Here is a 12715-nt window from a genome sequence, read left to right as displayed (position 1 = left end):
TTTTCTAACGAGCTAAGTTTAATAGCTCTTTGGGAGAAGCCAACAAATCAATTGCAACGAAGAAAATTTTGTTTTCAGCATTCAGTAAAAACCGCCAAGCAATATTCATACCCACACCTGCACCGAACCAGGGAGTTTGAACTTTACCTGTTACTTTGATTTGAGTATAACCATCGTCGGCAGGTTCAGAAACGCCCCGCTCTGGAATTAACTTCAGATTTTGACATTCTTCTTGGAAAAACCGCAGAACCGCTTCTTTTCCTACAATGGGTCGGCGGAAAGGAGGCTGCAACGCCCCATCCGGTGCAAATAACTCAATTAACGTATTGAAGTCATTCGCATTCAAATTATTCATGTATTCCAATACAGTGGTATTGGTAACGCCTTCAATTTTGACTTGAGTTCGTTTTGCCATATCTGTCGGGGGAGTAACAGGTTCAGCAACACGGGTGTAACTGCCTAATTTGCTGGTGTCAAACCCCATATCCACAACAGCATTCCGCAAAACGGTAATTTGTTGACCCGACTCTAAATCGCGAATGGCTTGTAACACCGCAGCCGCATTTGCAGAAAGCTGATAGCCTTCAGGAATCGGCGCCACAAGTCCCTGATCCATCCATTGTCCAAGCTGATACCAGAAACCGAGTTTAATATTGGGCGACCAACTCGCATAGGTTCGGCCAATAGGTGTATCTGAACGGTTTGCCAAGTCGCACATGATCTGGGATTGTTCTTGTGGCCCAGAGTTACGAATTTCGTTAAGGGTAAGCTCTGCAAACTGCATATTTGCAGCTCCAGGTGCCGCAATAGTAATGGTTTTGCCCATTTCCAGATAAGCAAACCAAATCAAAGCCAGTTGGTCTTCAGCATTTAGCTGAGTAAATCGAGCAATGGTAGCGGGTACGGTATCAGCAGCTAACGTATTTGGAAAGATGTTGCGGGCTGAATCGATTGTAAATGGCATAAATTACCTTTTCAAAGTCTACGAAAGGTTTAACTCAATGCTTGTTATCGCAGGTGTGATCAAACCCATCTTTACAATAGCGGAATATGGTACACCCAAACATAAAGAATTCAAATTGGGGGTTAAGCATTTTTTATGGCCATCCGTCTCTATGCGTTGGCCTTTCTTTGTGACTGATTTGGATTTGTGAATAACGAAAAAATAACGAGTTTTAGGGTTTGGGCTTCAGGTGATCAAAATAACAGCCTTGAAGACGCATTTAAACACGTCTCTACCCTATTAATATCAGGGGTTAAAACCCCTGTCAGAATATCTGTAACATAGTGAATAACAATTGGTGAAAAAAGTTAGTGAGATTTTCACCAAAATGATCTCTTCTCCCAGTTCTACGCAGGACAATAACTCAGAAAGGCTGATTTTGAAGTCGTGGGGTAGGTTTTCAATCTGAAGTGTAGTCATTGCCATTTCACAAATCACTTTATTTATTATATCAATTGCATTGTCTACATCTCCTTGTTGAGAGCAACCCCTACCACAGAGTTTCCTTTTCTGGCTTTTGCAAGACGCAAAGCAATAGTAGCTTCTTTTAAGGTTTTACCATAGCCTATACTACTACTTAAGCCTGTTATTTCAGTATATTTATTTTGAATAGTTCTAAGCAAGTCTGAATTGTATTTTGACTTAAACAGAATATTATCTCCCTCTGCAAAGATCACCGACTTGGGATTCTTGGTTTCACCGCAAATAATCTTTCTCATTTGTTTGATGCTCTCAGTAATAGACTTACTCCTTCTCAAAACTTCCTCTTCGTCTTCAAGAAGATCTCCAAAAGCAATTTCCAGGTACTTCCCTGTTGCATCTCCATCAAAACCAAAATAAAACTCTAGATTTGCATTTTCAACTAATGGGTCAATAATTTGAATGTCTAAAAGATTTCCACTATTATCTACAAAGTCAGATAAGACTCTGATGGTAAACTTCAAAAATGTGAAAGCGAGATAGGAAGCCAGATAAGATTGTATTTCTATAGTTAAGCTATTTTCTGACAAATTACTAGAGTGTGCATTTTTATTTCGCACTTCTGCAATCAAGTGTGTGAAATGCTTTAAAATATCCTCGTTAACAAAATACTTTGGCTTGTCAGAAAAATAACTTCTAAGCTCCTCTAACTTATTCCCTAAAGGTCTATTTTTTGTCTCGCTACCCATCAGAGATAATATGATAATATTAGTAATCTCTTCAACACTATGAGAAAAGGAGTAAATAGCGTTTTGATGTTCGTGAAAATCTCCTTTTGACTCACCAAGTAATCGTGAGTTAATACCAGACATGAAAGATGTTTGAAGATGACTAAGATCTATTTCTGTGGAAATTAGTGCATTCAAACTAGAGGATAGATGATCCATCAAAGATGATATACTGCGCCGATGGCGAAGAACTTCTGTATAGTTTAATTTTCCAAAATCGTCGAAATCCCTTATGGGTGGAAATTTTTTATAATTGAGTTTAACTCGCCCCTGCTTCATCTCTTCTTCTAACTCGTGATAAAACATACCTCTTTGTATTTTTCTTGTTTCCTCATCGGAAGCAAATACGGTTTCTAAAGTGTAGATATTTTCTATATCTAATACATAAGAAAAAACCGCCAATATTGCTTGCAAAGATGAGATTCCACCCGTTAAATCGACGTAGTAATATACATTTTCATTGGGGTTTACAATTGTTCGCAACTGTTCCACCATATCCCGAAATCTTTCAACGCTAGAATCTTCTAGTTTTGCGACATGGTGAACAAGATTAGTTGGGGATAAGCCATATTTTTCTAGTGCTTCCTTCCACGGCCTTTTTTCTGTAATTAAGCTTTGCAGAGACTGTTCGGTGTGGAATATATGCACTTGACGAAAAGTATAATTGTCATTGCCTGTGTCAGTCCGTAATTGAAGTGCCGACCGAATGATGCAATTAATCATGGCAGGAACATTTGTATTACCTCCCATGATCAGTTTATATGAGTCTCTAGGTTTATTCATGTTTTTTAGGTTGACCTTGTGAGGGATAATAACAAGGCTAGAAGCCTGATTTTTGAAGTTAGAGGGACTTATCTTCTACCAAGGACAGTCTCGATTGTAAACAAGACCGCAATTTTTAAAACTGCTACATCAATTTTACCAGACTCATCTTCAAAATCAATTGTAGTAGAAAAAACCTCACCCCGTTGAAAATACTGCTTTCCTAAGCCAGTGAATTGGGGTGAGGTTAATGAAATTAAACGGAAAACTAGAGTTGTTTCACTTCAGAAACCAACTTCGCAACTGCATCTTTAGCACTGCCAAAGAGCATCATGGTTTTATCCTTGTAAAACAAATCATTGTCAACCCCAGCAAAGCCAGTATTCAGACTGCGCTTAATTACAATGGTGTGTTTTGCCCGATCAACTTCTAGAATTGGCATTCCATAAATTGGGCTTTTTGAGTCTTCCCGTGCTGCGGGATTAACCACATCATTTGCCCCGATTACTAACGCCACATCCGTCTGTTCAAACTGAGGGTTAATGTCATCCATATCGTATAACTGAGGATAAGGAACATTCGCCTCAGCTAACAATACGTTCATGTGTCCTGGCATCCGTCCAGCTACAGGGTGAATAGCATACTTGACATCAACACCCAACCCTTCTAACATATCGACTAATTCTTTAACCGAATGTTGGGCTTGAGCAACCGCCATCCCATAACCGGGAACAATCACCACAGAACGAGCATAACCCAACATCATCGCCCCTTCTTCAGGATCAATGGTGCGAATAGATTTATCGCCTGTAGCCCCACCACCAGCAGCAGCAGCACCGCCTGTTTCACCCGTACCAAATCCAGCAAACAGAACGTTTGTTAGAGGACGGTTCATGGCTTTACACATGATGATGGTCAGGATAATACCTGATGCACCCACCAACGCACCCGCAATAATCAGCAGGTTATTCATCACCACAAAACCAGCCGCACTCGCCGCTAAACCCGAAAACGAGTTTAACAGAGAGATGACAACGGGCATATCGCCGCCACCAATGGGAATAACGAACAAAACCCCTAAAACCAGGGAAATTGCCACTAAACCCAAAAATACGGGCAAATTGAACGGCACTAAACAGATGTAGATACTACCAACGAGAAACGCGATCAAGAGTGCTACGTTGAAAGGCTGTTGTAAGGGGAAAAGAATCGGAGAACCGCTCATAATCCCTTTGAGTTTGGCAAAGGCAATTAAAGAACCCGTAAAGGTGACACCCCCAATTAACACGCCCAATATAGCCGTAATGGTTGTGGGTAGAGGAGGCGTTTGGGAAGCCGATAAGAACCGCCAAAATTCACCCACCGCAACGAGGGAAGATGCAGCACCCCCTAAACCGTTGAGCAAACCCACCATTTCAGGCATGGCGGTCATTTCAATTTTATAGGCAGCGATCGCACCAATGACTGATCCGATGAAAATCCCCAACAAGATCATTTCATAGTTGAGGACTTGTTGATTCAGTAGAGTCGCAGCAATGGCGATAAACATCCCTACCGCAGCCCAAACATTTCCACTACGGGCGGTTGCAGGTGAACCCAACTTCTTCAGTCCAAAGAAAAATAGGGTAACAGCAACTAGGTAGCTTAACTCTATACCTGTTGGCAAAAACTCGCTCATGCTTTAGCCTCCTTTTTCTTGAACATTTGCAGCATCCGATCTGTTACCAAGAAACCGCCGACGACGTTAATTGTTGCCAGCACAATAGCGATCAAACCTAGAATTACAGTCACGTTCCAATCCCGTTCTCCGGCGATAATTAACGCCCCTAAAACGGAAATACCCGAAATAGCATTAGCACCCGACATGAGCGGTGTGTGCAGTGTCGGTGGAACTTTAGTAATCACCTCAAACCCAGCAAAGGTTGCCAGGACAAACACAAATAATGCGGAAATTAGAGTTTCTGCTGTCATAATCTATCTGGAGAATTAGCGGTTAGTAGTTGCGCGAAGATCGCAGGTTTTAGGTGTCAGGTATTGGGGAAACAGTTATCAGTTATCAGTTATCAGTTTTTTTCATTGGTCACTGGTCACTGGTCACTGGTCACTGTTTCTACTGAGTCACAGCCACGCCTAAAGCATCTTTAACCCGTTGGCAAATAATCTCGCCGTTGTGAGCCATACAAGCCCCGCTAATGATGTCATCTTCAAAGTTGAGGGTGAGTTCCCCTTCTTTAGTTGTCATCAGTTTTAAGAGGGCTGAGAGGTTCTTGGCGTAAACTTCAGAAGCGTGAACAGGCATCGAAGACGGTAAGTTAATCGGGCCAACAATTGTCACCCCATGTTTCAGCACGTCTTTACCCGCTTCGGTACATTCGCAGTTCCCGCCCTGAGAGGCTGCTAAATCAACCACAACAGAGCCAGCTTTCATCTGAGTCACCATTTCCTCTGTCACCAGTAGAGGGGCTTTTTTGCCGGGAACCTGAGCCGTTGTAATCACGACATCAGAAGCAGCAACGTGAGTCGTGAGAACTTCACGAGTATGTTGTTTAGCCTTCTCAGAGAGTTCTTTGGCATAGCCGCCTTCAGCTACGGTATCTTCTTCGAGGGTGACATCAACAAATTTCGCCCCTAAGCTTTGGACTTGTTCTTTCACTTCGGGACGAACGTCAAAAGCCTCAACCACAGCCCCTAAACGACGAGCGGTGGCGATCGCTTGTAACCCAGCTACCCCTGCGCCCATAATTAACACTTTGGCAGGGCGAATGGTGCCGGCTGCGGTGGTTAGCATCGGGAAATATTTCGGTAAAGTTGCAGCCGCAATCAACACCGATTTGTAACCCGCCAGGTTCGCCTGGGAAGACAGCGCATCCATGCTTTGAGCGCGGCTGGTGCGAGGAATCATTTCCATGCTGAAGGCTGTCACCTGGCGATCAGCCAGCTTTTGAACTAAGCCGGGATTGCCCAAGGGGTTCAAGAATCCGATAATAATGCTGCCTTGACGGAGTTTTTCGACTTCAAATTCTTCCAGATAGCCAACTTTCAGCACAATATCGGCTTCACGCCAGACGGTGGCGCTATCACCAATCACTTTGACACCGACTTCCTCATAAGTGGCATCCGAGAAAAAGGCGCGTTCACCTGCTCCGGCTTCTATCCAGACTTCGATTCCTTGTTTAACCAGTCTGGCTGCTACCTCTGGCACTAGGGCAACCCGACGTTCATCTACCTGAATTTCTTTGGCGATCGCTATCTTCATGTCATAAACTCTCCTTATGCTTTACTTAGAGTCACCAGTGAGCGTCGGGGGAATTCATCAATTACCCGTACCCGTTACCTGTCATTCAGTGAGCCGTTTTTCTGAGGGATTAGAATTAAGGGGGGAAGTAACCAACCTCTAACCCCAAACCCCTAATCCGCTAGCCCTTTAACCGATTTATGGGTGACTGTTCACTGTTACGGTAAAAGCTGTCTACTGGTACTGATCAACAGCAGTCGGATCTGCCGCCGATCCCTTCGGTCTTGTAGCTTATTTAATTTTCCATGCCCAATCTTGAACACAACCTCCGATGGACACAACTCGACACCACGCTTACCGTTGTGTCACAATAACTTATCTTTCTGCATCCTAAGCCCAATTTTGACTAAGCATTTCGTATCTTTAACTTGTTTTTATGTCGTTCAGCGTTTGTGAATAAAATTTCAGTTTGTTACAGGAGTGTTTATGCGACGTTTTTTTTCGACTCTTGCGCTCACCAGTGTCTTGTTTTCCAGCCTTCCGGTTGCCAGTTTGGCTCAAGGAACCCCTGGAATTACCTTGTTTGGGGGGCCAGAACAAGCAAATCTTCTGAATTTTTATCTGCAAAGCGGTCGGGCTGGGCGCTGGGATCGCTATAAACTTAGAATTCCTGCCAATAAACTTAACTTGGCTGTAGCGTTGATCTCGATTACCTATCCCGAGTATTACAAAGGAAAATTTGACCCGAATAAAATTGAAGTGAGAATCCAAGGCGAATCTGTCGCTCTAGAGGAAGTCGTTTGGGATGCTGAAAATCATTTTATCGAGATTTATCCGGCTGAACCGATTCCGGCGGGCAATAAAATCGAGATTGTCATGTCAAATGTCAGAAATCCCACATTTGGGGGAATGTACCATTTCAATGCGAATATCCGTACCCCCGGAGATGTTCCCCTATTGCGGTATGTGGGAACTTGGGTTTTGAGTATTGACTAGAGTTCAACAGTCTCTATATCTCACAACGAATGAAACCCCTATAACAAAGGGGTTTGAGAAGAAAGCGTTCTAAGAGTTGGTGAACTATGTGGTGAACCGCTTACCTTCCAAGCCGTGCCTCTAGTTCAGCTACTCGGTCTTTGAGAAACTGATTTTCAAGTCGCAACTTGGCCAGCTCGTTTAACTCCTGTTCGTGGTTGATGACTTTTCTGTAAATCTTGTCGCTAGTGGAGGCGTCCATGTATCTCTGATAGCTGTTAACGTGTTCCTGAACAGAATGACCCATCCATCTGGCTGCATCATCAATCGCGACACCCAACTCATGCGCTCTGATGGCGTAGCGATGCCTGAGACTGTAAGCTTCATTCTTGAACCCATGAGTGATCAGTATTTTTCCTAACTTACTGACCTTGCTCTCATAGTTCCTGGCGTTACTGGGGAAGCGCCTAGGATTCAGCAAGTCAAACCGCTCAACCCAGTGAGAATATAAAGGGTAAACTTCTCGCTCTCCAGTCTTGTTATCCTCTTCTACTCTGAACTTGTGAAGCTTATTGTCGGGACTGGTAAAAAAATCAAGGTGCTTCTCAATCCCTATGAAAACTTCTTGAGTTCTCAGACCGTAGGTGGCGATCATTCCAAATGACCAGGCGATATCATCCGACAACAAGTCAAATGTCATCTCTATCTCTGTATCAGTTGGCAAAACTCTAGGGACGGGGACGGGCTTACAGGTGTATGGTTTTATCTCAATCCCCTCTTGTTTGGCCAATGCTTTGATTACCCTGATTAGACTGGCTCTGGTGCGACTGTCAGGCGAGGTTGACCTTATCCAAGTTTCAATGTTTTTATCCGTAAAGCAGTCTGAGTCAGGCATTCTTTTAAAGTAAGCCTGATAAGAGGTTTTGAATGTACTCAGCTTCTTGCGAGTCTGAGGCCGATCGCGCCAGTAGTTCTCCTCAAAGTCAGCCTTAATCTCACCCATTGTTCTGTGTTGAGGCTTGGCTTTAGGCTTAACTCCGTACATCTCCCAATCAAATGTGTTTAGCTTTAACTGAGTCGTAATTTCTAATGCTTTTTCCTCTGCAACTCTCACCCCATTCAAGTCAGCAGTTGCTATAGAAATCTCATAACGCTTTGTTCCTTCTGGTGTTGTTTCTCCGGGTTTACAGGGTAACGTTCCTCTGAGATACAAGCGGTTTTTTCTCCTGAGAACAGTGAGTTTACTTCCGAATGCTTTAAGACGTTCGTTTGACTGCAAAATAGCACTGTTAATCTGGCTGTCAACCTCTCGGAGAGACTGACAGGCTTTGTTATTCGGTTTGCGTCGGGTCATTCTTCTAGATATTTAGTGATGCGGTTGTTTTCTTGTTTCCGTTTAGCACTCTCGATTTGCTCTTCCCACTTGTCAGCTATTCTTGTTAACTCCTCATCGGTTAATTCTTCAATCGCTGACTTCTCAAATAAGCTCAGGATTTGAGAGAAGGTTTGATCATTAGCAGTTAGCTTGATTTTTTGCTGTTTAGCCAACCGCTTAACCCTTTGTATAGGTGTTTCAGTTTGAGGCTCAAGGAGTAGTTCAGGCTGTGTATGTTTTGGTTTATCAGGTATGGGTTGAATATCCCCACAGAGCGCCTCAAAAATCTCAATATTCTCGGGCTTAACGTTCAATTCCCCATTCGGGTGTTTGACTTTCCAAGGCACATCATCAAGGTAAGACCGTCCGAGAAGAGTCGCTTCGCCTGTATAACTGGGATGCTCAAGCCAAACAATCGACTTGACATCCTTATTTAGATCCTCTTTAACAGTTTTCTTGAGCCATTTCTTCTTCTGGTCAAGGGTGTATTTTGCGATCGCGGGTTTAGGTTGGGGTTCAATGGACTGACTAACCTCTACAGTCGGTTTCTCAGAGGGGGGTGAGTCAGGTAATTTTTTTTCTGTGGGAGTTGAATTAGGTAAATGTTGATTCAACCCCGCACACCCCGCACGACCTTGTGTAGTAGGGGTTTCAGACAGCCCTAAATTGGTCACAGACTGCTTTTTCTGAACCCGCACAGACTTGGTAAGGTCTTGTTCATGGGTAAGAATTGCATCATCTACCCCATCTATTCTTAGTCGGATACGAGAGATACAGGTTATTGGCCCTGGTGTAGAGGGTTCTGGTCTTGTTTTGATTCTTTCTACATCCAGACCCAAGACAGACTGACAAACTTCTAATAATTCTGGAGAGAATCTGGGGAGAGATTTAGGAGTTAAACCCGCTCGCTGACAATACTCCCGATAAGAGCTGTACAGAGTTCCTGTCTTTTCTCCGTTACCAACGGGAGTCTTAGCAGAGGTATCACTAATCACACAGTCATTGAGCCAAGCGGCAATAGAATCTTCCCTCAACCGGGATTGCCAGAACTGAAGTTGACATTCTGGAATATCGCCAACTCCCCTTAAGACCTGAGTCACAAAATTATCATCCAAGCTCAGAAGATAGTTTGTGAATGCGGCTAGCTCCGGTTGAAACTCTGCCCTAAGATCGCGTCTATCCTTATCTGCAACTTTTAAGTTCATTGGTATCGGGATAATCCGGCGCTTCCATCCGTTACCCTTGATTCCCTGTGCGATCGGGTGTTCGCTCACTAGCATTGCCATCCCGGTAAACATGAACTCAAAAGCATCTTTCCCTTTCTTCTCTCCAGTGAGGGGGTTTCCGCCTACCAGCTTCAGGATGTTAGTGGTATTTTTAGGTAAACTTTGCTCATCTGAGAACAAAACCAACCGTTTCTGATAAGCTCTGACGGTTTGAAAATTTCTTGTACAAAACTCTTCAGCCCCTATATCAAGAACGTTGTTTATCCCAATTAAATCGGTGATTAAGTTGCCGCAAGTTGTTTTTCCGCTTCCGCCTAAACCTACCAGGTGCATCATCTTCTGTATATCAGAACGTCCTTTTAAGACGGCATTTGCAAAACAGATGATTAGGTTTTTAATGACTGGATTTCCTTGTGAAGCCTCATCCAACCAAGCGTTAATTTTGCTCCAATCTTGGGCTAATGGGTTATAATCACGGGGAAGCGTCCAAGTTAAATAGTTGAGGGGAGAGTGTTCAATAAACTTCCTTGTGGTAATTTCTAGAACTCCGTTGTGATGGGGTAAAACCTCGTTAGGACTGCGTTCTATCCATTTCCTTTTGATGATTCTGGGGTCAACCCTTAGAGCTTCTACTACCTGCTTAACGTAGGTATGAGTTCTGAATTTAACTCCTTTCCCGGTCAATAGTTGAGAGATAATTGACTCGATATAGAGGTCGTCTTCAGGACTCCAAACGCCTTTATCTTGAGCTTCATATCTCATCCATATTTTGGTTTCACAGTTGAAAGCTAATTTATTCTCATACTCTTCTGCAATCTCTTTAGCAATGCTTACTTGAGTGGGGGTTTTACTGTCTTTAGAAAGTTGTCTTTCTAAACTACCAAGATGTTTCTCTTTCCACTGCTCAATAGTTTCAGTGTTTCTTAATACTTTGTTTTGGAAGTCTTCAAAGCCGTTCATTTGGATGTAATCATCAATCCCTTTCCCCTCAGCCTCATTCCACAATCCGGTGATGCTGTAGACGGGAACGCCAAATAGGGAGAGTTGATGAGCGAGTTTGATTTGTGCGTCAATTACGGCTTTTTTCCTAGCGCAATCGGCATCAAACGCAATGATAAACCCAAAGTCTGCGTCTGCCAAGCATCTTAATTCAGGGACTAGGCATCGCTTGCCCTCGCGGTCTTTCTTGCCTGATGTGAGTCCCATCTCAACACCCAGTAGGGCGATGGTTGGGATACCATGAGAGGTCAAGGATATCGCTTTAAAAAAGCCTTCTGTGACCACTACGCAAGGATAGCCATCAATTTTATAGCATTCAACCTTTAACGCTTTTAAGTCATCCCAGAAGCGTTTTTTGTCGGGATGTTTGGGTAACATGGCGTCATACCCGTCATCATCCTTACTGCTTCTATATTTGGGTTTCTTATTGTCCTGAGAAGCCCAAGCTGTATCAGGTCTGAACTGTTCCTGATAACCATTCCCACTGAGCAGAATACCATCTGAGTAGGCTTTATATCCCAGATGCTCTGTAGCTGTTCTGGCATCAATGCTCTTACAGTTGACGGCTACCCAGTCGGGGTTCAAACCTCGTTTCTGAACTAACTCCCGGTAATGTTTGGGATTGAGTTCAGCTAATTGATTGACCTCTAAATGCCTTGTCAAGGAGGCAACCATTAGCATACCTCCTTTTCTATGCGTTGTAAGTTTACAGATTGTTTAGCAGACAGCTTGAATACTTTGCCGTCTCTGTTGCAGATTTTCCACTGACGGTCTAAGTCACGGATGAAGATTCTATCCCAACCCGTCAACGGTGACGCTAGCAGTTGGTCTAGTCTCTGTCTGTATTGGCAGTGTTTGTCAGAAAGGTCTTTACTTTGGAATGATTTTGAATTATAATTCATCTGAATTCTGGTTATGTTTCATTTGAATTTCTTGGGTTCGGTTTGTTTTTTGTGACCGAACCCATTTGATTTTGTGGACATTGCAAAGTAAAACCAGCCAGTTTTAGGCACGGCAACTCAGCACACTCTCCGATATGTGTCGTCAAGCCCCAGATAAACTTGATTTAGAGAGCTTCCGCCTGCGTGACCACACTCTGCCACTCACACAAGCAAACAGTTGTAAGGTGCCATATCAAAACCTTTTATGGTTTCCTTCCGGGTATCTGTCGCCCCACCAACCTTTGCATGGAATCTAGGGTTGTAGGGGTCAGCTTTTGCCTCAGTCTGCAACTGCCTTTCTCTAGGTATATTTCCCGTGTTGTCGAGCCTAAAATAGGCTGGTTAACAAAATACAATATCAAAAGCTATTGTCTTAAGTCAACAAACAACGCAACTAATTTAAAGCATTCTCATCAAATTCACATGGGAGTTAATCAGCTTTCGCCAAAATCCGAATCAGGTTTCGTCGCAAGTTACATACCTGTTACGAGCATTGGTCTAACTTGCTGTTGGAGTTCAAGAAAAGCTTCTATACAACTGATCATCACAGGCTTGTCACGACACTCTCACGTACACAACCAATCTCGATCAAGATTGGACAAAAGTTACACACCTATTATTAACATTGGTTTAACCTGCTGATGAGTTCAAGAAAAGCTTCTGGACAACTGACGACTTAAGCATCCTCTCTCCCCTCTAACGGCATCACCCCCTCAGCAGAACTGACATTACCCAGTAACTCAGCTTCCAAGTAAACCCGTTGATATTGGCTGTGACCTCTGTAGTCGTTGTAATTGTCAGAGACCTGTAACAATTGGATGACATTGGCACGGGCTAGGAGGTCAAAGAAGGCCTTCCAGTTCTCAATCTCTTGTTCCGTTGCAGTTAGTCGGATTTTGGCGGTCATAGTACATCCTAGAGCGGGGTAGATTGTTTGCGATCGGGTTGAGCTTGAGCAGTTCTTCGTGTGAGTAACAGTTTCCCCAAATTT

General features: G+C 43.5%; 9 protein-coding genes. 1 reads left to right on the top strand and 8 read right to left on the bottom strand.

Annotation, left to right across the window (positions count from 1 at the left end):
* Positions 1-4: 4 nt before the first annotated feature.
* The 5 genes from WN50_RS04465 to WN50_RS04445 form a co-directional block, all read right to left on the bottom strand.
* Complete coding sequence (locus WN50_RS04465; protein WP_046281879.1) at positions 5-964, bottom strand: orange carotenoid-binding protein; 960 nt, start codon at positions 962-964, stop codon at positions 5-7.
* A gap of 503 nt (positions 965-1467) precedes the next feature.
* Positions 1468-2994 (bottom strand): mCpol domain-containing protein, encoded by a 1527-nt coding sequence (locus WN50_RS04460; protein WP_046281880.1) that lies wholly within the window; start codon positions 2992-2994, stop codon positions 1468-1470.
* A gap of 247 nt (positions 2995-3241) precedes the next feature.
* Positions 3242-4651 carry an NAD(P)(+) transhydrogenase (Re/Si-specific) subunit beta gene (locus WN50_RS04455; protein WP_046281881.1) on the bottom strand — a complete coding sequence of 470 codons (1410 nt, stop codon included), beginning with the start codon at positions 4649-4651 and terminating at the stop codon, positions 3242-3244.
* Positions 4648-4944: an NAD(P) transhydrogenase subunit alpha part 2 gene (locus tag WN50_RS04450; protein WP_046281882.1), complete on the bottom strand. Its 297-nt coding sequence runs from the start codon at positions 4942-4944 to the stop codon at positions 4648-4650. The genes WN50_RS04455 and WN50_RS04450 overlap by 4 nt, the downstream gene beginning before the upstream one ends.
* 139 nt (positions 4945-5083) lie before the next feature.
* Positions 5084-6229 carry a Re/Si-specific NAD(P)(+) transhydrogenase subunit alpha gene (locus WN50_RS04445; RefSeq protein WP_046281883.1) on the bottom strand — a complete coding sequence of 382 codons (1146 nt, stop codon included), beginning with the start codon at positions 6227-6229 and terminating at the stop codon, positions 5084-5086.
* Between the two features lie 465 nt (positions 6230-6694).
* Here WN50_RS04445 and WN50_RS04440 point away from each other — a divergent pair, with 465 nt between their 5' ends.
* Positions 6695-7204 carry a DUF2808 domain-containing protein gene (locus tag WN50_RS04440; RefSeq protein WP_046281884.1) on the top strand — a complete coding sequence of 170 codons (510 nt, stop codon included), beginning with the start codon at positions 6695-6697 and terminating at the stop codon, positions 7202-7204.
* A gap of 100 nt (positions 7205-7304) precedes the next feature.
* On the opposite strand, the gene WN50_RS04435 is transcribed toward WN50_RS04440, so the two are convergent.
* The 3 genes from WN50_RS04435 to WN50_RS04420 all read right to left on the bottom strand — a co-directional run.
* A complete protein-coding gene (locus WN50_RS04435) occupies positions 7305-8537 on the bottom strand; it encodes a site-specific integrase (protein WP_046281885.1) in 1233 nt (410 codons plus the stop codon).
* Positions 8534-11458, bottom strand: coding sequence for a phage/plasmid primase, P4 family (locus tag WN50_RS04430; RefSeq protein WP_049558059.1), 2925 nt, complete (start codon positions 11456-11458; stop codon positions 8534-8536). Before WN50_RS04430 ends, WN50_RS04435 begins: the two co-directional genes overlap by 4 nt.
* A gap of 942 nt (positions 11459-12400) precedes the next feature.
* Positions 12401-12715 (bottom strand): hypothetical protein (locus WN50_RS04420; RefSeq protein WP_049558054.1); only part of this gene is annotated, 315 nt, incomplete at its 5' end.

The organism is Limnoraphis robusta CS-951, assembly GCF_000972705.2.
The sequence above is the reverse complement of the archived record's forward strand: the minus strand, read 5'-3'. Positions and strand labels throughout refer to the sequence as shown.

Bases quoted from the DNA above. Each gene is read 5' to 3' on its own strand.
- WN50_RS04465 (WP_046281879.1), bottom strand. From the start codon at position 964: ATGCCATTTACAATCGATTCAGCCCGCAACATCTTTCCAAATACGTTA.
- WN50_RS04460 (WP_046281880.1), bottom strand. From the start codon at position 2,994: ATGAATAAACCTAGAGACTCATATAAACTGATCATGGGAGGTAATACA.
- WN50_RS04455 (WP_046281881.1), bottom strand. From the start codon at position 4,651: ATGAGCGAGTTTTTGCCAACAGGTATAGAGTTAAGCTACCTAGTTGCT.
- WN50_RS04450 (WP_046281882.1), bottom strand. From the start codon at position 4,944: ATGACAGCAGAAACTCTAATTTCCGCATTATTTGTGTTTGTCCTGGCA.
- WN50_RS04445 (WP_046281883.1), bottom strand. From the start codon at position 6,229: ATGAAGATAGCGATCGCCAAAGAAATTCAGGTAGATGAACGTCGGGTT.
- WN50_RS04440 (WP_046281884.1), top strand. From the start codon at position 6,695: ATGCGACGTTTTTTTTCGACTCTTGCGCTCACCAGTGTCTTGTTTTCC.
- WN50_RS04435 (WP_046281885.1), bottom strand. From the start codon at position 8,537: ATGACCCGACGCAAACCGAATAACAAAGCCTGTCAGTCTCTCCGAGAG.
- WN50_RS04430 (WP_049558059.1), bottom strand. From the start codon at position 11,458: ATGGTTGCCTCCTTGACAAGGCATTTAGAGGTCAATCAATTAGCTGAA.